Raw genomic sequence first — 19,170 nt, 5'->3', positions numbered from 1 at the left:
TCGATTTTCGCTTCAGCTTTTCGGCAATGGCATTGAGAATCATAAGGTGCTCCTCCAACAAATCGGAGCATCTTTTCACCGCACAAATCTCAAGGCTCGGTTAATACTCAAACTTTGCGACAGCCCCAAGCGATTACTTCAAGAGCGACTTTTTCAACACCATTCGCCCATTCTGCTAGTTCCGCTTGGAGGCGCCCGTGCACTTAATTGCGAAGCCATACGCCTACCTCACTTGCTGATATCAGGACCTCAAGCGAGAAAGTCTGTTTAAGAGCCCCTCCGAAATAGACGTCAGAAGTTCATTCGGAAAAGCGTCTGGCAGCTCTTCGCTAACAGCGTCTATTGCCGACTTTGCGCTGTCTGCCACCTCCTCAATGAGGCTCATCGCGATCTCTTTGGAGAGCCCTGCTTGTTGAGCCGTTTCCAGGATATGACGACCAAAGATATCTTCAACACGATAATGATTGGATTCGCCAAATCGCATCGCAAGCCTGAAGTCTTTGCGCTGGATTTGGCCATTGCTGAAAGTGGGCTGAACCGTCATGACGTCATAAAACGGGGTCATACGGTATCGACCACCAGGCAGCAGAGAGATCGAGAAATTCTTGGCGTGCCCGTCCGTCGCCCCCAAAAGCCAGAAGAGCATGTTTGCCTTGAAAAAGTCAGCCCTGTCTTGCGCAGGTTCGCTGCTTCCCAATAGCTGCCCCATGATATCAACGATACCAGGCCCGCCCTCGCTTTGATACTTGCGCGTGGAAGGGACTGAGAGCGCTTGGCACATATCTTCTTGAGGCAGGCGGATGAGTCTTCCATCCTTAGTCCAGCGACGATCGAAGCGCTCCACGACAAGCGCTTTCTTCTCACCAAACATAGTGATTTCGGCCTTCGCCACCCTCAGCCCGAAAGCGTCGAGAAGCTTCAAACAGAGATACTCATTCTCAACACTGTTCGACAAATCCATGCCATTGGGGAGCATGCCAATTTGCGGCTTAATGATATGCGTGGTGGGCGTGCTACCCGACGGCTCATACCATTGCCCTTCATGAAAGAGCAAAGCTGTTTTTTCCTGAGCACCCGCTACAGAGATCCTGAAGTCTCTATCTCTGCGGATCCCCAACGGCCGAGCATCCAGGTCATTGAGCGTGGCCTCAATTTCCTCCGGACTAACTACCTCGCCAGTCAGTTTTTCTTGGCGTTGCGGCTCGGTCCCATCTGGCAAGAGCTGGAGCGCTCCAATGCAGTCCCGACCGATCTCAGAAAGAAGACTGAACGCATCAGTGCCCTGAGCGCCGACCCTTTCAGCAACCCTGCGCCGTATCATGTCATTGTCTGGCAGGAGGTTGTCAAAGACAGCAATAACTGGGGCGCCTATGAAGCGATCTTGCCTTAAGGGAAGCGAGAGCGAGATGGGCATGGTGTGTTCCCAATCAAGCCATGTGCCATCATACTGGAATGTTACTGAACCCGTGCTTTGCCGTGCCAAGGTCCCTACGAACCTTTGATTTAGGAAAACACTTAAGGGGGAGAATGCACGCTTGCGGCCCATCTAGAAGATTTCCTCAAGGTCAGCTTCATCCACCTTTGTACGGGGCTGAATTTGGAGTTCCATGTCAAGCGCGGCCAAAAGGTCAAAGACGGTTTCTATCTTGGTAGCAACAACACCCCGTTCAATCTTTGAAATCGTTTCCTGCCAGACGCCGCTTTTGATGGCGAGGTCCTTCTGAGTAAGCGACTGGGTTTTTCTGGCCTGCCGAATGGCATGTCCCAACTCTTTTGGCGTTCGAGCCTGAAGCTTCATGATCTTGCTCATATCTCACAATGGATATCAAAGCCTACACAAGTTCATATGATCTTTCAATCATAAAATTGAAATATGATGCTGAGGTCATCATTATGAAATATGACTTTCACACCATTTTCCTATCTCAAACATCTGTCCAACAAATTATAACATAGTAGACAGCACCCAGTAGTGCCGATAATATGTCTCTTAAATCGTGAAGCGCATCATTAATAGACAACTCGTCTATAAATCGATTTAGGAGACAGTTTCATGCGCCTGTTCGGCTATGCTCGCGTTTCAACCTCGCAACAATCCCTCGATGTCCAGTTGAAGGCACTCAAGGAGGCTGGCGTTCGAGAGAACAGGATCTTCTCGGACAAGGCGACAGGCTCCAATCTCAATCGATCAGGCCTTGAGTTGCTCCGCCTCAAGGTCGAGGAAGGCGATGCCATTCTGATCAAGAAGCTAGATCGCCTCGGGCGCAATACAGAAGACATGATTACGCTCATCAAGGAATTCGACGCGATGGGTGTTTCGATCCGGTTTCTGGACGATGGGATCAGCACCGAAGGAACGATGGGAAAAATGGTCGTGACCATCTTATCGGCGGTGGCCGATGCTGAGCGGCAAAGGATCTTGGAGCGGACCAACGAGGGGCGGCTGGAAGCAAAAGCCAAAGGCGTTCGTTTTGGTCGCAAGCCAAGCGTGGATCGCAAGGCCGTTCGATCTCTTTATGCTCAAGGTGTCGGGGCAACCGAGATTGCCAACCGTTTGAAGATCGGTCGTTCCACCGTCTACAAGGTGCTCGCTGATTAGAAGCCACCCCCTTTCGGGAAGACAGCAATCCGAGTAATTGCATATCCCTAGAAATCGGTAGGAATAGTTCTTACCTTGAGCAATAATGTCTTTAACCGAAGGGATTGAACTATGCCAAGTACCAAACGGTCTTTTATCGTCGGTGATCGCTATGACGCCTTCATTGCCCAACAGATAGAAGAAGGACGTTTCAATAATGCCAGCGAGGTTGTGCGAGCAGGCTTGAGAATGCTTGAGGACGATGAGATACGCCTTGCAGAAGCCCGTGCATTAGTTGATGCAGCAGACGCTGAAATTGCAGCAGGCAAAGGTATCGAATACGCAAACGCCCAAAGCCTGACAGAAGACATTATCAAGCGGGGGATGGTGCGATTAGCCCAAAAAGATTAGTTCTTGCCCCCAAAGCGCAAGATGACCTCACGGGGATATTTGTTTACATCGCGCAAGAAGAAGACGTTGGCACAGCAGCAACCTTTGTTGCCAACCTAACAACCAAAATTCAATGGATTGCCGACACTGACTTCCCCGGCGTTCCTCGCGACTGGATCCGTCCAGGCTTGAAGGCTCTTCCCTATCGCAAACGTTGCATATATTTCCGCACCGCCGTTCTCAATCGGCCCCGACGGTGCCAACACATTCCCGTCAACGATCTAACTTCGGTCGACCGAGGCCACTTGAAGCCAGACCCGGTGCACTACGTTACCAAGCATTTACAGCAGCGCTTCGAAAGTGACCATTTCAGAGTGAAGAAGAACATGCCCAGGATCGGTGGTTTCCAATCATTCCATACTGCGAGACGAACCTCCGCTGGTTTTGAGGCCATGCTGTGGCTTAAGAAGGGCTTCGACTTCGTGGGGCAGTGGACCGTTCGTGAACAGAATGATCTCATTGCCCTCCTCTTGGAACTTCAAAAAGTTAACAAAGCATGAAAATGACGCTGTTTCCAGCACAACCAGCACCTGCATAAAACTTTTCGACACACCCCTTTCGGGCCTTAGCCCATACATTGGTCTTGCGTGAAGGCATATTGAGCTTGATCGCTGAGCTCTTCGACCATTTCTTAAAGTCTTCTCTGCAGACTGCTTTCAACCGACATCACGATGCGCCGCATCAGCTCCGCTTCGGCCATGCAATCGTCGTCGGATGCAAAGGCATCCTGCAGAAGAGCCTTATCCATGGCTTGCATCTTGGGAAGAATCTCTTCCATTAGTCGCCGCCCCGCATCAGTCAGAGCAATCGGACGTTGCCGGGCGTCCTCGTTGGCTTGAGGGCGCTCGATCAGCCCGCGCCCTTCGAGGCTTTTGAGTGTCTTGGTCAAGCCACCGGACGAAATGAGCAGCGCGTCGTAAAGGGCGCTTGGAGTCAAGATTGTCCCATGCGGCAACGTTCGCAAGGCCGCCAGCACATCGAATTCCGTGAATGTCAGCTCAAACGCCTTGAGCACATGGCGACTGCGCTCATGGATCAGGGAAGCCAGACGTTGAACGGTCGCGGCAAAGGCGGTGTGCGGAGCGATTGCCTCAGGCCAATTCTCTTCCAAGCTATCAATCTGCTCTTCCATTTTCATGACACAATCCTTATTTATCTTTCTAGAAAGATAGAATCACAAACCCTGTGACTTGTTAAGTCCTTTCTGTTCTTTTCTGGAGAAAATTCCAGACACAAAAATGGGTAAGAAAATGACTGCCAAACCAACATTCTCCGCAGGCTGGATGCGAAGAGCACGACTTTTCATCCCACTCGTTATTGGTCTGACGACAGCCGCCGCGGCGCAACCTGCTGCTCCAGGAGGCGCAGGCGTGGCTTCCGGCCCTTTGACTGCTGGCGTCATCACGCTTGAAAAAACACAAGTGCCCTATGAGGTTACCTTGCCCGGACGCGCGGTCGCCTATGAGCGGGTTGATATCCGCCCGCGCGTTGAAGGCGTGATATCCGAGATCGCCTATGAGCCCGGTCGCCCCGTGGCCGTCGGGGATCTCCTGTTCCGGATTGACAATGAAACCTATGCAGCTGAGGTGCAGTCGGCAGAAGCCGATCTTGCAAGCGCGAAAGCTGAGTTTTCCGGTGCGCAGCTAACGGTGGACCGATACAAACAGATTGAGGGCACCGGCATCTCCAGAGCGGATTTGCAATCGGCTCAGGTCACACTGCAACAGGCCGAAGCGTCGGTCAAAACTGCGGAAGCGGCTTTGCACAAAGCACAGCTGTCCTTTGAATGGACCGAAATCCGCAGCCCGATTGCGGGGATCCCTGATGTCGCGAAGATATCTGTTGGCGCGATTGTCACGTCCAACCAGACCGACGCCCTGACCACGATTACGCGCCTTGATCCCATCTATGTCGATCTGGAGGAAGCGAGCGTGCGCATCTTGCAAATTCGGGATGAAATCGATGCCGGACGTCTTGCCCGTAGCAACCGGCTTGGTGTGCGCCTGCAGTTGGAAAACGGTACGGACTACAGCGGAGAGGGCAGGCTGGTTTCGCCGAGCACGAGCGTATCCACCACGACAGGTACAATTGCCATGCGGGTTGCCTTTGACAATCCGGAACGAAAAATCCTGCCCGGTCAGTTTCTGCGGGTAACAACCTTTCTTGGCACAAGAGAAGCCATCCTGGTGCCACAAGGGGCGACCCAGCGCGCCTCCGATGGCAGCCTCATTGCCTATTTTGAGCGCAATGGGAAGGCGACGAAAGTGACCCTGGAGGAAAGCGGCTCCTATCAGAACAACTGGATTGTCACAAGTGGAGTGGAAACAGGAGACAAGGTGATTGTCGACAATCTGCGCAACATATCAGAAGGCGTGGCCGTCAAAACGGTGCCTGTCGCCTATGTGGATGGCGTCATCAGGGATATCAAGGACAACTCGGGCACCCCGGCGATAAACGTATCGGGAGAACCGGCCCAGTTGCCAGCGGCCGGAGAGTAGGACCATGGGATCCTTTTTCATCGATCGCCCGGTCTTCGCCTGGGTACTTGCGATTGTCACCATGCTGACCGGTGTCTGGTCGATCACCACCCTACCGGTGTCTCAATATCCGGATATTGCACCAACGACAGTCCGCATTTCTGCGACCTACAGCGGAGCAACCGCAGAAGCCGTCGAAAACTCGGTAACCCGCATCATCGAAGACAGCCTGACGGGCATTGACGGTCTTCTGTACATGATCTCGAATTCCCGCAAAGGGTCGGCAAGTATCGAGTTGGTCTTTGATGAGAGCGTGCAACCCATTGACGCACAGAATGATGTGCAGACCCGGGTTGCACAGATCGAGAGCCAACTGCCAACATCGGTACAGAGTCAGGGACTGAATATCCGCAGATCAAGCGACTCCATCCTGATGGTCGGCGCTCTTGTTTCCACGGATGGAAAACACACAACCTTGGAGTTGGGCAACCTGCTTGAAGAGGTCGTCGAAAATCCTATTCGGCGCACTGAGGGTGTCGGAGGGATCAATTCGTTTGGATCTGGCTACGCTATGCGCATTTGGCTCGACCCGCTGTCGCTGGCGCGCTATCAGTTGACGCCGAGCGATGTCGTCGCTGCGGTGAAGGCACAGAATACAACTGTCTCCGTTGGTTCCTTGGGCGATCAACCGACCAGCGAAGGCCAGCAATTCACGGCGACCCTGACGGCCCAAAGCCAACTCTCCGATGTTTCCGAATTCAAGCAGATCCTGCTCAAGACCAGTGAAAGCGGTGGAGCTGTTTATCTTGGGGATGTTGCACGCGTTGAAATCGGTCAAGAAGACTATGGATCCAATTCCCGCTTCAACGGAATGCCCGCAGCTGGCTTCGGGATCAATCTCGCCACCGGAGCCAACGCAGTGGATACGGCAGCGGCCGTCCGGAGCACAATGGACAAGCTCGCAGGCTCGTTGCCTGATGGCGTCGAAGTCCGATACGCCTATGACACCTCACCCTTCGTGGAGATGTCCATCAATCAAGTCTACCAAACCTTGATTGAGGCTGTTGTTCTGGTGGTTCTCGTACTGCTGGTCTTCCTTCAGTCCCTGCGTGCCACCTTCGTGCCGCTGGCTGCCGTGCCTGTGGTCTTGTTTGGTACCCTGGCCGTTCTGGCCGCGACGGGGTTCACGATCAACACGCTCACAATGTTCGCAATGGTGCTGGCGATTGGTCTCCTGGTCGATGATGCCATTGTCGTGGTCGAGAATGTGGAGCGCCTCATGGAAGAAGGCGTGCCGCCCATGGAAGCGACCAGGCAAAGCATGGGGCAGATAACCAGCGCGCTCATCGGCATCGTCGTTGTGCTATCAGCAGTGTTCCTGCCTATGGCCTTCTTCGGCGGCTCCACCGGTGTGATCTACCGCCAGTTCTCCATCACGATGATTGCCGCCATGGTGCTCTCGCTTCTCGTGGCCCTCACCCTTTCGGCAGCGCTTTGTGCGCATTTCCTGAAGCCCGGCCAAAAGGGCCGCGAGATCGCACCTGCGCGCTGGTTCAACAAAGGCTTTGACGCTGTGTCAAATGCCTATGCCGCGATTGTCCGGCAGATCCTCAAGGCTCCGGCCCGAATGTTGCTGGTGCTGGCGATCGTCATGGGCGGGGCATGGATGGTTTATGAGCAAATGAATTCCTCCTTCCTGCCAACAGAGGATCAGGGCGCCTTGATGACCATGATCCGCCTGCCGGAAGGCTCGACCTACAAGCAAACGCTGGCCGTGGTGGACGAGTTTGAAACCTATCTGCTCAACGATGAGTCCGAAGCGATCGCCAGCACATTTACCGCTCTTGGTTTCGGCTTCGGAGGGAACGGCCAGAATCAGGCGATGATGTTCATCAAGCTCAAGGATTTTGACGACCGGAAGGATGTGTCTCTTGAGGCCGGGCAGGTTGCCAACCGGATCAATATGAAGTTTGCAACCAACAGACAAGCCGAGATATTCGTCATGCAGCCTCCTGCGATCATGGGATTGGGGAATTCCGGCGGCTTCTCGATGTATCTCACGTCTCGGAACAACGCCTCTCAGGATGTCTTGTCTGATGCAGCCAGGGAGCTTATTGCCCTTGCGAAGAAAGATCCGCGTGTCTCCAATATCCGCGCCTCGAACAATGAAGACGAGAGCGCTCTACGCATCATGATCGATCAGCAGAAGGCCGAGAGCTTTGGCGTGACACTCAGTGATATCAACTCAATGCTATCCGTCGTCTTCTCAGGAACCGAAGTGAACGACTTTGTCCTGGGCGGCAATCTGCGTCCCGTTATCGTGCAGGCCGAAGAGGCCTATCGCATGCAGCCCGAAGATATCGACAAATGGTATATCCGCAATAGCGCAGATGAAATGGTACCCTTCAGCGCCTTCATAACGACCAAATGGGAACCGGTTGCGCCGAGCCTTGCCCGGTTTGGCGGAGTGCGTGCGATTCAGATCGATGGTTCCGCCGGAGATGGCGTCAGTTCGGGGCAGGCCATGAATGCGATGGAAGAGTTGGCCGCGCAACTTCCGGGCGGCTATGGCGTGGAATGGACCGGCTTGAGCTATCAGGAACGTCAGTCGGGACAGCAAGCCCCCATGCTCTATGCCTTGTCGATCCTCATCGTCTTTCTCGCCCTTGCCGCTCTTTATGAGAGCTGGTCTGTTCCGATTTCAGTCATGCTTGTTGTGCCCGTGGGGGTCATGGGTGCCTTGTTGGCCGCTTGGCTGCTGGGCCAGTCAAATGATGTCTACTTCAAGGTGGGCATCCTGACCACCATCGGTCTGGCAGCGCGCAACGCAATTCTCATTGTGGAGTTTGCAGAAACGCTGCTCAAGGAAGGGGAAAGCCTGATCGAAGCTGCGGTTCAGGCCTCGGTTCAGCGTCTTCGCCCGATCATGATGACGGCCCTGACCTTCATCCTCGGCGTCTTGCCCCTTGCGGTTGCCACCGGCGCTGGTGCCAACGCGCAAAATGCTATCGGCATCGGGGTGATCGGAGGCATGATCGCATCGACCTTCATCGGCATCCTGATGGTGCCCGCGCTCTATGTGATCGTCCGGAAACTGGCCGATGTGCCCAAGCAGGGCAATGCCTCTGCTTGAGACCGCACTTTCCTCTGCGGTTTGGCCCGAAAGCAATGATCCCGGCAACCTGAGACAGGCTGCCGGGATCATGCACTATGAGCTACCTCGCTGGGCGTGGTGCTACCGTGTGGAATAGGAGAGGATGAGACCGCCCCTGTTTGCCGTCTGCATGAACGGTGCAATCGGCATTCAATATTGGCTCTGACGCACATTTGCTGAAATTGGGGCCTACGTCGCACCGATCAGCCGCGCTTGCAGCAGATCGAGCTTTGCGCATCCATACATTTGGCGCTTGATGAGCTTCAGCCGTGTGATTTGTCCTTCGGTTTGTCCATTTGACCACGGAGAGATAATGGCGTTTCGGACTGCATCTATATCCTTTTCAACGCCGCCGGCAAAAGAGCTAATCAAGCTGTTCTTCGCCGTTTCCAGCCAGCTATCGAGATTTAGTGCTGACTTTGAACGGATCATCGATTGGAAATCGCCAATAACCTTGCGAGTGATGACTAATTCCGGAACATTCACATCAATCGCAGCCACCAGAATCGCTTCGGATTTTGCCAGGTCATCGCGCGCAGCTGTCATCAGTCGAGCGATCACCCTTGCAGATGGCGTTCGCGCGATCCTACTCTGACCGGCTTTCTCTGCTAAACGCTGGCGTCGCGCCCATTGTGAGACGATACCGCGTTGCCCTGGAAAGCCATTTGCTTTCAGCTCGCGCCAAAGTGCCGAGGCGCTTCGAGCCCCTTCGTCCCAGCGGCTGTTGAGCCAAGGTGGCCAGCTATCCATTATGCTTAGCTTTTTCCGAAACACATCAAGACGCTGTCCACGCAAGACATCGCGAACAAGCTTGCGACTGTGCCCGGTTTGCCGGACAATCTGCCGAATTGAAGTTCCCTTTTTCTTGAGCTCTCAGATTGCCTCATTCGTCTCCTGCCGGCGCAGATACCCCTCATATTGCAGCCTTTCCGCATAAGTCAAAAGCTTGGGATTAACGACCTTGCTACCGACTGCCTGTCTGATTTGGCGCATAAACTTGCCAATCGCATCGAGAAACGCGCGGCTCGAATTCTCCATGAGATGCCAGCGATCAGCCACCTGATCGGTATTTGGCAAAGCTTTCGCTATGGCCTCACCATATCCACCGCCTCTGTCACGAGCGACAATCGAGATAGAAGGATGCCCGGCAAGCCATGCCTGAAATGTGTGCCGTGTGCGATTAGGCAACAAAGCAACTGGTTGGCGTCTCTCAAGATCGCAAATTATTGTTCCATAGGTTTGGCCGCGTCTAAAGGCAACGTCGTCAATTCCAATAACAGAAAGCTTATAGCTTCGCTCCGCGGTCCGTCTACGCACCACTCGCAGGAGCGTATCGTTGCTAACTGGCATCATGAGGCGTTCAGAAAAGGCTGCTGCAGGTCTGCCTCCAAGCGCCAAGCCAAGAAGATGGTGCACGATTGTTTCCAGCCTTTGGGTTCGCCGACCATAGCCTAGCTAGGACACCATCATCGAACCGTTCGCAGATATACGCCGCCCACACAGAACGGTATCACACCAGAAACGACGTGCCTCAATAATAAGCTCTACACGCCGCCCCCCCCCAAGTAGGTCCGCTGGCCTTCTCAGATATCGGCTTTGAATACGTTGACTTGGTCGTCCACAATTCGTGGCAACACCCCGCTATTGAACGCGGACGCAACCGAATTTGTACTCTCCCGTTTGCGCTGGACACAACAATCAGGAGGTTAAAATTGCTGACCCGAAAGGAAGTCTCAGGCGATACTTCTGTGATTAGGGCTGTCGTGACAGAAGCGATGAAGCTTCTGCCACAAGCCAGTAGATCCGAGGCTGATATTATTGACAGGTTACGCGCTGACGGCGCCCTCAATTTATCGTTAGTGGCCCAAGATGCCGGAGAAGTAGTTAGTGTCCAATGCGAAGGTCGGAGCCGTCACTGGATGGGGCTTGATCGACCCTCTTGCCATTACTCCCTCTCGGCATCGCGAGGGTATCGGCAGCGCCCTTTTGGTTGAAGCCATCCAGAGGTTGCGGGCAAGCTGCAAAGGCGTCGCCTTAGTCGGTGCCCCTGATTATTATGATCGTTTCGGCTTTAGGACATTTGCGCAACTTCGTGTGAATGACTGCCCGCCGAAGTTCATTCTGGCACTACCTTTTGACGAAAGCGAACCCGAAGGGGAATTAGTCCTCCATCAGGCATTCGGCTTACAGCAACAGGGATGAGACAAGACCTGGCTGCGCAACAAGAAGTGTGGTTCATTTGCAACTGTTTCTCGTAGACCGTGAACCAGACGTGACTCGGTCTATCTAAACATCAATAAGTAAATCTACCCCGATTTCATTCTGCAATTTCCAGCTGGAGTGGATGGCAGAAATTGACCTGACCCGGCGTCATCCGGTCAAGAGAAGAATGAGAAGGATGCACGCTGGCACCCCTCTCACGTCGCCTTGGGGTATTACTTGACTTACTTATAAAGGCCCAAAGCATTGGGCACGGAAGTGGACAGTTCTGGAATGGCGGTCACCAGAACCAGCGCCACCAGCATCGAAAAGAAGAAAGGAAGCAACGGCTTGATGACGCTCTGTACGGAAACCTTGGCCACAGAGCAGCCAACAAATAGTGCGATCCCGACCGGCGGTGTGCACAGACCGATACAGAGATTGAAGATCATCATGATCCCGAAGTGCAGCGGATCCATGCCGATACTGATCGCCACCGGCAGGAAAATGGGCGTGAAGATCAGGATTGCGGGCGTCATGTCCATGAAGATGCCAACGATGATCAACACCAAGTTAATGATGAGCAGAAGCACAAAGGGATTGTCCGATACCGACAATAGTGCGCTCGTCACCGTCTGGGGAATGTCCGCCCTTGTCATCACCCATGACATTGCAATCGAAACCGAGACCAGTAACAACACGACGCCCGTGGTGATCGAAGCCTCGATCAGGACGGCTGGCAACCGCTTCAACGGGATCGAACGGTAGATGAAGACCGACAGGATGAAGGCATAGAGAACGGCAATGGCTGACGCTTCGGTCGCCGTAAATATGCCACCAATGATCCCGCCGATGATAACCAGAACCAGCAACAGGCTCGGAATGGCATCAAGAAACGCCTTAACCGCTTGCCTCAGGGTTGCCCGTTCGCCGGCCCCGTACCCGCGCCGGTAGGAAATCAGAAATCCAGTCACGATCAGCGCACCGCCCAGAAGAATGCCGGGCACATAGCCTGCAGCAAAAAGCGCTGCGATTGACAGATTGCCCGCTGTCACCGCATAGATGATCATCACGTTTGAAGGTGGGATGAGCAACCCGGTAACGCAGGAAGATATGTTGATGGCAGCAGAATAGGTCGGAGGAAACCCGGCCTGCTTCTGCATTGGCGTCATCACCCCCCCAACCGCAGCGGCGGCAGCGGTGGCGGATCCGGAGATCGATCCAAACAGCATGTTGGCAACGATGTTGACATGTCCCAGAGATCCGGGCGTTCGCCCGATCAGAACCATCGCAAGGTTGATCAATCGAGCCGCTATGCCACCATGGTTCATAAGAACACCGGCAAGCACGAAAAAGGGAATGGCCAGCAACGCGAAGTTGTCCAGCCCGGAAACCAGACGTTGACTGACGATCGTCAGGATGACCTCCGGCGGCAGGATCGCACAACCTGCGGCGATAGCCGAGATGCCAAGGGCGAAGGCAATGGGAACGCCGGAAAAAACAAGAAAGAAGAAGGATAGCACCAGCACCAGTGCGGGAGACGCGTCCATGTTATCACTCCTTGCCAGAAGGTTGGCTGACGCTCAGATCGGTCGGTTGTCTGAAGCTAGTAAGAAGGGCTTCTGCCAGAGACAAAAGGCAGTAGATCGAGATGATGGCTCCGCAGATCGGCAAGATGACGTATAGCCAACTCATGGGCATCTCCATTGCCGGTGAAATTTCTCCCGTGGCAACTGCGGTATCGACCATTCGCAACCCACCGATCAGCATGACCCAGAAGGCAAAGCCCAGCACCACGATATCAGCGTAGAAATCGAGCCACTTTTTCGCCTTTTCGGTCAACACCTCGGCGATTAGGTCAATGGCCAGATGCTTGCGAAGCCCCGTGCAGAGTGCAGCGGCGATCAGCACGAGCCAGATCAAGAGAAACCGGGCAAGCTCATCAGTCATCGTGCTGGGTTGGGTAAGGATATAGCGACTGATGACCTGCCAGGACACGCACATGACGAGGCTGGCCATCAGAACCGCGCAGACAAGGGACAGGGCCAGATCCAACCCCTTGTGCACCGAATGAATGAATGTCAGCATTCCATTGTAACCTTCAGATGGAAATTCCCTCGCCCGTTCGAACGGGCGAGGGAAAGGATGTTATTTCGCGTCGGCCTTAACGGCATCGATCAGCACGGCTTTCTCGGGATCCTGCATCATTTCATCGACAAGCGGCTTAACAGCAGCCTGGAAAGGAGCGATGTCCGGTTCGATGATCTTGTTGCCGGCTTTGAGCACCGTTTCACGCGCAGCCACAACATCGGCCTCATAGACGGCTTTTGCCTTTTCCTCTGAATCACTGGCAGCCTTGAGCAGGATATTCTTCTGCTCATCGGTCAGGCGATCCCAGCTCTGGGTCGAAATGGTCAGGAAGTCGACAACAACGGTGTGCTTGTCTTCGGAGAAGACCTTGGCAACCTCAAACTGGCGCGTGGACACATAGGTCGTGATGTTGTTTTCTGCACCGTCGATGACACCCTGCTGAATGGCCGTGTAGGTTTCACCGAACGGAATCGGAACCGGAGAAGCCCCCATCAGTTCCATGGTCTGGTTGGTGGTCGGTGTTGGGAAGACCCGAATCTTCAACCCTTTCAGATCATTCGGCGTGTGAATTTCCTTGTTGGTATAGAAGCTGCGGGTTCCGGTTGCGTAGCCAGCAAGATTGAAAAAGCCCTTCTTCTTGGAGGCCTCGTTCAGCTTGTCCATCAACTTGCCATGAAGAACCCGAACGAGATGATCATTGTCCTGGAACAGATAGGGCACTGTGAAGATGAAATAGGATGGTTCGAAGGCCTGCAATTCACCATAGAACCCCTTGGTCATGTCCATGGCACCCTGCTGCATCATGGCAATGACATCTTTCGTCTCTCCCATCTGCCCATTGGGATAGATCTTGATTTCCATTTCGCCCTTGGAAAGATCGGACACTTCCTGTGCCATGCTCTCGAAAGTCTTTGCGAGCACATGGTCCTGGCTCAGATTATGGGCAAGGCGCAAGGTCACCTTTGCGGCGAATGCTGGCTGCGCGCCGAATGCAAGCCCTGCGACCAGCAGGGATCCGGTCATGATGTTGCGAAACTTCGACATTTTTCCTCCGATTGACACTGTGATATCTCCTCTAATGGTTCACAGATGATCCGCTATCGAATGTGATGGCGGCATGTGAGCTGGGAGGGCTGAAAAGTCAGCTTCCCGGTAATGTCCTGATCGGTCAGCGACTGCTGAACCGTTCTGCTAGGACGGTTGAATGGATGACGCCTCTTCAGGCGTCACGTTTGGCAATCCAGTCGTGATCTGGATGATTTCTGAAACGCCAGTTCCTGCGCGGGCCAGCCATTACATTCAGGTAGTAGAGATCGTAGCCATAGGGTGCGCCGCACGGGTGATATCCCTTTGGTACGAGCACCAGATCATGGTTAGTAAAGCTCACGGTCTCATCCAGCGATCCATCATCGGTAAAGACCCGCTGATGCGCATAACCCTGCGATGGATTGAGACGGTGATAATAGGTCTCTTCCAGATAGGTCATGTTGGGAAAATCATCTTCATCATGCCGGTGGGGCGGGTAGGACGACCAGTTCCCGGAGGGTGTAATCACCTCGGTAACAAGCAGGCTGTCAGCGACATCCGCATCTTCCATAGCGATCGAATAGATATGGCGCGTGTTGGCGCCCTTGCCACGGCTTTCCCTTTTGGGGCTGTCCAGCAATCTCGCTGCATGGCCACCATGGCCGGGAGCAGTGCAGACTGCAAGAGTGCAGTCACCGCGAGCCACGACCTCCCACTGGCTATCATTGGGAATATAGACCGATTGCGGCGGGATCGGATCGAACACCGATGACCGGCTGCCTACGGTTCCGAACGATTGGCAGCCAGAGGAAATGTCCGCCCAGCCTTCAATCATGACGAGGATCGCTTCCCGATCTCCAGTCAGTTCAGAAACCTTGTCTCCTTCCTTGAGTACATGCAGCGCAAAGCCGACATATTTCCATCCTGCACTCTCCGGCGTGATGTCGTGAATCCTGCCGCTGCTCCCAGTTGGTTTACATAACAGCCTGCTCATTTTGTTTACTCCTCTCCGTCCAGAATGCCTGCGCCTTGTCGGGCCTCGTCCCAGACTGCGCAAAGATTGGAATATTTGCCCACCATGATCGCGACGGCTTCCTCATCGGAAACCTGTCCGGAAAGCCATTTTCTGGCGGCATCGCCGAAAATGGTCCGCCCCACGGCAAATCCCTTCACCAACGGATGGCAGGCAGCACCACGTAGCCTCTGCCCAAGCGTTTCTTCATCAGATGCCAGGCCGAGAACCACCACGCCCCGACAATGCGGATCATGGGCAGCCACCTCATTGCAGGCATTCTCCCAAGCCATATCGGTCTCCATCGGCTCCAGCTTCCACCAGTCGGGATAGATCCCGATTTCGTAGATCCGACGGATAAGGCGCGCAGCACTCATGTCATCCGTCTTGCCGACCTGGGATGGGATGATTTCGATCAGCAGGTCCAGTTGATTGCGACGGGTGGCCGCCGCCAACCGCAACAGAACACTCTCCTGCCTGTCACGCATGGCCTGATCATCGTCCGGGTGGCAGTAGCAGAGCACCTTGACAACATGCTCCCTTGGCCATTCGGAAAGCCCGCCAAAATCAGCACCAAGCTCCTTCTCGAGTTCCAGCGGCCGCGAGCCAGGAAACTCAACCGGACGACCGATCCAGATACCTTTGCCAGCTGCGGCATGAAGCGCTTCCTGCCCAAGACGATTGTCACACAGAATGCCATAACCATCCCGTCCGTCTGATACCTTCAGAGCGGCACGCAGACAGAGCTGTTTAAAGTCCCCTATCCGCTCGTGGACAACGCCCAGTTCATCGCAGAGATCTTCCAGCTGGACGCGGTGATCAAAGGCAAAGACATGCATGCTCGGCCAGGCTTTCTGGCGGGTTGTCGACCAGTGCAACTGCTCGAGCTCGGTATCCTTGCGCAGAGCGGGAACTGTCACCCCACGAGACAGGAAAAACTGCAATTCCTCCCAGCTCGGATAGGCTGGAGTGCAACCATGGCGACTGACGGCCAGCGCTCCACAGGCATTGGCATAGGTCAGAGCAGTCTTCCAGTCCTCACCATCGAGCCACCCCTTGAGAAGCCCCGACATGAAACCATCACCGGCTCCAAGCACATTGAACACCTCGATAGGAAAGCCGGGGCCTGCTTCGCCATCATCCAGAGAAGCGGGAATGACACCTGTAAAGGCCGATGCCCCCATCGGACCCCGTTTACAGACAAGAACAGCATCCGTCAGCTCTCGCGCCTTCCGCAGCGCTGCAAGCGTATCGGTAGTACCACCGGCAATGTGGAATTCTTCTTCCGTGCCGACAATCAGGTCAAAGAGGGGAAGCGCCTCCTGCAACTGCCGTGTAACTTCGCTGGAAGCGATGAACCGTTCCTCACCACTGCCATGACCAGCAAGCCCCCACAGATTGGGACGGTAATCGATGTCAAGCGCAGTCATCGCGCCGAATTGGCGGGCCAGTTTCAAGGCCTTCAGAACTGCTGCCTTTGTATTGGCATGGCTGAGGTGAGTACCCGTGGCAATCACGCTGCGAGACTGGGCGATGAAATCAGGATCGACATCATCCTCGCACAGAGCCATGTCTGCACAATTGTCCCGATAGAAGATGAGCGGAAACTGTTCCTTGTCGCGAATACCAAGAATGACCAGAGCAGTCAGACGCTCCTTGTCAGTGATCACACCTCTTGTTTCCACCCCAAGCGCGGCTAGTTCTTCCCGGATGAAGCGTCCCATATGTTCGTCACCAACGCGCGTGATGACAGATGAGCGCAGACCCAGCTTTGCAGTTCCGGCAGCCATGTTGGTCGGGCTACCACCGATATATTTGTTGAAGGAACGCATGTCCTCCAACTTTCCACCAATCTGACTGCCGTAGAGATCTACGGAACTGCGCCCAATGGTTATGAGATCAAGAGTCTTTTTCATCGCTTACCTAACTTGTCCTTCTGGATGAGAAGAGTTGAAGCCACAATAGATGTGAAACGAAAATTCTAAAAGATAGTAAAAAGGACTATTCATTCCATTTTTAACAAGTTATACGGCAAAATGAAATTTTTGTTCCAAATCGAAAGTGAATGTCATAAGCTGGAATCCAAAAATTGCAGCCCTACAGTGCATGGGGAGAGAGGTGTTCTTAATGGGTGAAATCGAAGCACCAGTTACGGTCGCAGACCTAGAGAGTCGCGTTGTCGAGATGAAAGACAGCCTACCCAAGAGATTGCAGGAATGCGCATCCTTCTTCCTCAGAAAGGGCGACGCCATGGCCTTTCTGACCGTTGCGCAAGCCTCGCTCGAATCCGGCATTGCCGCTTCAACATTCATCCGCTTCGCTCAAGCGCTGGGAATGCAGGGCTATTCCGATCTCCAGCAGCTTTATCGCCGCAACGCGTTTCATCGGCGCCCATCCTATCGCTACCGCATCAATACGCTCCGACAGCGAGGGGAGACGGAGCCGGAACAGTTGCTCATGGATTTCTGTGACACCTCAATCTCGTCGATTGAACGGTTGGTCAACAGCATCAGGCCGGAACTGATCGAAGAGGCAGCAGAGATCATAAGCTCGGCTCCGGAGTTGCATATCATGGGCTTCAAACGTGCTTTTTCAATAGCTAGCTATCTGGCCTATGTTCTGGGCCAGTTTGACCATCGCGTGATTCTTCATACGAATGTTGGGGCCATCAAGACAATCAAGTCGTTCCGCCCCGGGGAAGTCGTTCTGTTCATCTCCTTCGAGCCTTACACACCGGAAATCGTTGAACTGGCCGAACAGGCAAGGCGTGACGGAGCAAAGATACTTGCCATCTCAGATACACCGCTCAGTCCGCTTACTGGATTTTCCGATGTTTGTTTGGGGGTTGTGGAGGAGGAGGTGGGAGCATTTCGCACTTTTTCGGCAACATATTGCCTTGCTGCAACATTGGCTGTGCTGGTCGGCACCCGAATGAATTCCGACGCAATGTCGTTATAGACGGTTGTGATGCAAAAAATTGGAGTATCTGCCTCAGGCTAAGATTTTCAACATGGCGTAATTCCTAGTTCGTGCAAGTCGGACAGCCAAGTGCAGCCTGCTAAAATGCAATTTGGCAATCGAACAGGAGGGAACCGATCACGACCTATGTTGGACTGGATGTATCCTTGAAAGAAACATCTATCTGTATCGCTGACGAGAATGGCATGCGGATCAAGGAAGGCATTGTCCCCTCTGTTCCTGACGAGATCGCCGGATATCTGGACAAGCATGCACCATCGGTTCACCGCGTCGGTTTGGAATCTGGCCCAACGTCCAGTTGGCTTTGGCGTGAACTGAAGGCAAGGCATCTGCCGGTGATCTGCATCGATGCTCGCCATGCCAGTGCTGCTCTGTCGATGCAGATCAACAAATCGGACCGCAATGACGCCTTGGGCCTCGCCCGTATTATGCAGACTGGCTGGTTTCGCCAGGTTCAGATCAAAAGCGAAGAAAGCCACCGCATTCGTTCCCTCTTGAATGCACGCAGTCTTCTGGTTCAGATGCGCCGAGATATCGAGAACCAGATACGCGGTCTGTTCAAGTCCTTTGGCCTCGTGATTGGGCGAGCCAATGGTGGTGTCTTTTTGAAACGGGCACAAGATGTCGTCCGACAGGCTCCGGAACTTGCCGATATTGTATCACCGTTGCTAACCGCTCGCGAAGCCATTGATCAGCAGCGCCTGTGCCTGGAAAACAAGATCAAACGCCTTGCTCGCTCCAATGAGCAATCCCGGGCTTTCATGACTGTACCCGGCGTTGGCCCCATGACCGCGCTTGCCTATCTGTCATGCATTGATGATCCAACCCGCTTTACACGATCCCGAACGGTTGGTGCCTATATCGGCCTGACACCAAGGCGGTATGCATCCGGAGAAATGGATTGGTCCGGTCGCATATCCAAATGTGGGGATGCAATGCTGCGCAGCTATTTGTTCGAGGCGGCCAATGTTGTGCTGACCCGCACTAAACACACCTGTTCGCTAAAGGAATGGGCATGGAAATTGCTGGCCGATCTGGTGGAAAAAAGGCCAGGGTCGCAATAGCTAGAAAATTGGCGGGGCTGTCGCAAAGTTTGAGTATTAACCGAGCCTTGAGATTTGTGCGGTGAAAAGATGCTCCGATTTGTTGGAGGAGCACCTTATGATTCTCAATGCCATTGCCGAAAAGCTGAAGCGAAAATCGA

At 53.8% G+C, this 19,170-nt stretch carries 17 protein-coding genes and 3 pseudogenes; 9 read left to right on the top strand and 11 right to left on the bottom strand.

Translation table 11 applies throughout. From position 1 onward, the window contains the following. Nucleotides 1–241 precede the first annotated feature (241 nt). Both DSL70_RS21880 and DSL70_RS21875 read right to left on the bottom strand, forming a co-directional pair. Complete coding sequence (locus DSL70_RS21880) at nucleotides 242–1,546, bottom strand: type II toxin-antitoxin system HipA family toxin (RefSeq protein WP_119310111.1); 1,305 nt, start codon at nucleotides 1,544–1,546, stop codon at nucleotides 242–244. Beyond that, nucleotides 1,547–1,798 (bottom strand): helix-turn-helix domain-containing protein, encoded by a 252-nt coding sequence (locus DSL70_RS21875; protein ID WP_119310114.1) that lies wholly within the window; start codon nucleotides 1,796–1,798, stop codon nucleotides 1,547–1,549. A 255-nt stretch (nucleotides 1,799–2,053) separates the two neighbouring features. On the opposite strand from DSL70_RS21875, the gene DSL70_RS21870 reads away from it, so the two are divergent. The 4 genes and pseudogenes from DSL70_RS21870 to DSL70_RS21855 form a co-directional block, all read left to right on the top strand. Then, the gene (locus DSL70_RS21870; protein WP_119310110.1) at nucleotides 2,054–2,599 is read left to right on the top strand and encodes a recombinase family protein; all 546 of its coding nucleotides are present in this window, start codon (nucleotides 2,054–2,056) and stop codon (nucleotides 2,597–2,599) included. A 111-nt stretch (nucleotides 2,600–2,710) separates the two neighbouring features. Further along, nucleotides 2,711–2,989, top strand: coding sequence for a type II toxin-antitoxin system ParD family antitoxin (locus DSL70_RS21865; RefSeq protein WP_119310109.1), 279 nt, complete (start codon nucleotides 2,711–2,713; stop codon nucleotides 2,987–2,989). Further along, nucleotides 2,917–3,168 (top strand): annotated as a pseudogene (locus DSL70_RS22820) (type II toxin-antitoxin system RelE/ParE family toxin); the annotation flags it as partial. The gene DSL70_RS21865 and the pseudogene DSL70_RS22820, both read left to right, overlap by 73 nt. A 34-nt stretch (nucleotides 3,169–3,202) precedes the next feature. Then, nucleotides 3,203–3,528: pseudogene (locus DSL70_RS21855) on the top strand (DDE-type integrase/transposase/recombinase); the annotation flags it as partial. A gap of 131 nt (nucleotides 3,529–3,659) precedes the next feature. Here DSL70_RS21855 and DSL70_RS21850 read toward each other — a convergent pair. Beyond that, nucleotides 3,660–4,166: a MarR family winged helix-turn-helix transcriptional regulator gene (locus DSL70_RS21850; protein WP_119310108.1), complete on the bottom strand. Its 507-nt coding sequence runs from the start codon at nucleotides 4,164–4,166 to the stop codon at nucleotides 3,660–3,662. A gap of 232 nt (nucleotides 4,167–4,398) precedes the next feature. On the opposite strand from DSL70_RS21850, the gene DSL70_RS21845 reads away from it, so the two are divergent. After that, nucleotides 4,399–5,526 carry an efflux RND transporter periplasmic adaptor subunit gene (locus tag DSL70_RS21845; RefSeq protein ID WP_205563538.1) on the top strand — a complete coding sequence of 376 codons (1,128 nt, stop codon included), beginning with the start codon at nucleotides 4,399–4,401 and terminating at the stop codon, nucleotides 5,524–5,526. Nucleotides 5,527–5,530: 4 nt separating this feature from the next. Further along, nucleotides 5,531–8,638, top strand: coding sequence for an efflux RND transporter permease subunit (locus tag DSL70_RS21840; protein WP_119310107.1), 3,108 nt, complete (start codon nucleotides 5,531–5,533; stop codon nucleotides 8,636–8,638). A 210-nt stretch (nucleotides 8,639–8,848) separates the two neighbouring features. Here the strand turns inward: DSL70_RS21840 and DSL70_RS21835 are convergent, their stop codons facing one another. The 3 genes and pseudogenes from DSL70_RS21835 to DSL70_RS21825 form a co-directional block, all read right to left on the bottom strand. Then, on the bottom strand, nucleotides 8,849–9,409 hold the full coding sequence (locus DSL70_RS21835; RefSeq protein ID WP_119310106.1) for a transposase: 561 nt from the start codon (nucleotides 9,407–9,409) through the stop codon (nucleotides 8,849–8,851). A gap of 123 nt (nucleotides 9,410–9,532) precedes the next feature. Next, the gene (locus DSL70_RS21830; RefSeq protein ID WP_162916992.1) at nucleotides 9,533–10,075 is read right to left on the bottom strand and encodes a transposase; all 543 of its coding nucleotides are present in this window, start codon (nucleotides 10,073–10,075) and stop codon (nucleotides 9,533–9,535) included. Between the two features lie 39 nt (nucleotides 10,076–10,114). Further along, nucleotides 10,115–10,273, bottom strand: a pseudogene (locus tag DSL70_RS21825) (hypothetical protein); the annotation flags it as partial. Between the two features lie 312 nt (nucleotides 10,274–10,585). On the opposite strand from DSL70_RS21825, the gene DSL70_RS22485 reads away from it, so the two are divergent. Continuing rightward, the gene (locus tag DSL70_RS22485) at nucleotides 10,586–10,861 is read left to right on the top strand and encodes a GNAT family N-acetyltransferase (protein WP_205563536.1); all 276 of its coding nucleotides are present in this window, start codon (nucleotides 10,586–10,588) and stop codon (nucleotides 10,859–10,861) included. A 242-nt stretch (nucleotides 10,862–11,103) separates the two neighbouring features. Here DSL70_RS22485 and DSL70_RS21815 read toward each other — a convergent pair whose 3' ends face one another. The 5 genes from DSL70_RS21815 to DSL70_RS21795 all read right to left on the bottom strand — a co-directional run bounded on the left by DSL70_RS21815 (nucleotide 11,104) and on the right by DSL70_RS21795 (nucleotide 16,903). Next, nucleotides 11,104–12,408, bottom strand: a complete 1,305-nt coding sequence (locus tag DSL70_RS21815; RefSeq protein WP_119310104.1) for a TRAP transporter large permease — start codon at nucleotides 12,406–12,408, stop codon at nucleotides 11,104–11,106. 4 nt (nucleotides 12,409–12,412) lie between these two features. Further along, nucleotides 12,413–12,946 (bottom strand): TRAP transporter small permease, encoded by a 534-nt coding sequence (locus DSL70_RS21810; RefSeq protein WP_119310103.1) that lies wholly within the window; start codon nucleotides 12,944–12,946, stop codon nucleotides 12,413–12,415. Between the two features lie 60 nt (nucleotides 12,947–13,006). After that, nucleotides 13,007–13,993, bottom strand: coding sequence for a TRAP transporter substrate-binding protein (locus DSL70_RS21805; protein WP_119310102.1), 987 nt, complete (start codon nucleotides 13,991–13,993; stop codon nucleotides 13,007–13,009). A gap of 175 nt (nucleotides 13,994–14,168) precedes the next feature. Next, complete coding sequence (gene iolB / locus DSL70_RS21800; RefSeq protein ID WP_119310101.1) at nucleotides 14,169–14,969, bottom strand: 5-deoxy-glucuronate isomerase; 801 nt, start codon at nucleotides 14,967–14,969, stop codon at nucleotides 14,169–14,171. Nucleotides 14,970–14,974: 5 nt separating this feature from the next. Next, nucleotides 14,975–16,903 carry a bifunctional 5-dehydro-2-deoxygluconokinase/5-dehydro-2-deoxyphosphogluconate aldolase gene (locus DSL70_RS21795; RefSeq protein ID WP_119310100.1) on the bottom strand — a complete coding sequence of 643 codons (1,929 nt, stop codon included), beginning with the start codon at nucleotides 16,901–16,903 and terminating at the stop codon, nucleotides 14,975–14,977. A gap of 211 nt (nucleotides 16,904–17,114) precedes the next feature. Here DSL70_RS21795 and DSL70_RS21790 point away from each other — a divergent pair, with 211 nt between their 5' ends. Further along, complete coding sequence (locus DSL70_RS21790) at nucleotides 17,115–17,945, top strand: MurR/RpiR family transcriptional regulator (protein ID WP_162916991.1); 831 nt, start codon at nucleotides 17,115–17,117, stop codon at nucleotides 17,943–17,945. Nucleotides 17,946–18,055: 110 nt separating this feature from the next. Further along, nucleotides 18,056–19,030, top strand: a complete 975-nt coding sequence (locus tag DSL70_RS21785; RefSeq protein ID WP_119310098.1) for an IS110 family RNA-guided transposase — start codon at nucleotides 18,056–18,058, stop codon at nucleotides 19,028–19,030. Nucleotides 19,031–19,170 lie beyond the last annotated feature (140 nt).

The sequence above is a fragment of the Cohaesibacter haloalkalitolerans genome, from assembly GCF_003574655.1.
GTDB classification, from domain to species: domain Bacteria; phylum Pseudomonadota; class Alphaproteobacteria; order Rhizobiales; family Cohaesibacteraceae; genus Cohaesibacter; species Cohaesibacter haloalkalitolerans.
Note: the sequence above shows the minus strand (reverse complement) of the source record. Positions and strands in the feature narration are given on the sequence as shown.

Bases quoted from the DNA above. Each gene is read 5' to 3' on its own strand.
- DSL70_RS21880 (WP_119310111.1), bottom strand. From the start codon at position 1,546: ATGGGCCGCAAGCGTGCATTCTCCCCCTTAAGTGTTTTCCTAAATCAA.
- DSL70_RS21875 (WP_119310114.1), bottom strand. From the start codon at position 1,798: ATGAAGCTTCAGGCTCGAACGCCAAAAGAGTTGGGACATGCCATTCGG.
- DSL70_RS21870 (WP_119310110.1), top strand. From the start codon at position 2,054: ATGCGCCTGTTCGGCTATGCTCGCGTTTCAACCTCGCAACAATCCCTC.
- DSL70_RS21865 (WP_119310109.1), top strand. From the start codon at position 2,711: ATGCCAAGTACCAAACGGTCTTTTATCGTCGGTGATCGCTATGACGCC.
- DSL70_RS21850 (WP_119310108.1), bottom strand. From the start codon at position 4,166: ATGAAAATGGAAGAGCAGATTGATAGCTTGGAAGAGAATTGGCCTGAG.
- DSL70_RS21840 (WP_119310107.1), top strand. From the start codon at position 5,531: ATGGGATCCTTTTTCATCGATCGCCCGGTCTTCGCCTGGGTACTTGCG.
- DSL70_RS21835 (WP_119310106.1), bottom strand. From the start codon at position 9,409: ATGGATAGCTGGCCACCTTGGCTCAACAGCCGCTGGGACGAAGGGGCT.
- DSL70_RS21815 (WP_119310104.1), bottom strand. From the start codon at position 12,408: ATGGACGCGTCTCCCGCACTGGTGCTGGTGCTATCCTTCTTCTTTCTT.
- DSL70_RS21810 (WP_119310103.1), bottom strand. From the start codon at position 12,946: ATGCTGACATTCATTCATTCGGTGCACAAGGGGTTGGATCTGGCCCTG.
- DSL70_RS21805 (WP_119310102.1), bottom strand. From the start codon at position 13,993: ATGTCGAAGTTTCGCAACATCATGACCGGATCCCTGCTGGTCGCAGGG.
- iolB (WP_119310101.1), bottom strand. From the start codon at position 14,969: ATGAGCAGGCTGTTATGTAAACCAACTGGGAGCAGCGGCAGGATTCAC.
- DSL70_RS21795 (WP_119310100.1), bottom strand. From the start codon at position 16,903: ATGAAAAAGACTCTTGATCTCATAACCATTGGGCGCAGTTCCGTAGAT.
- DSL70_RS21790 (WP_162916991.1), top strand. From the start codon at position 17,115: ATGGGTGAAATCGAAGCACCAGTTACGGTCGCAGACCTAGAGAGTCGC.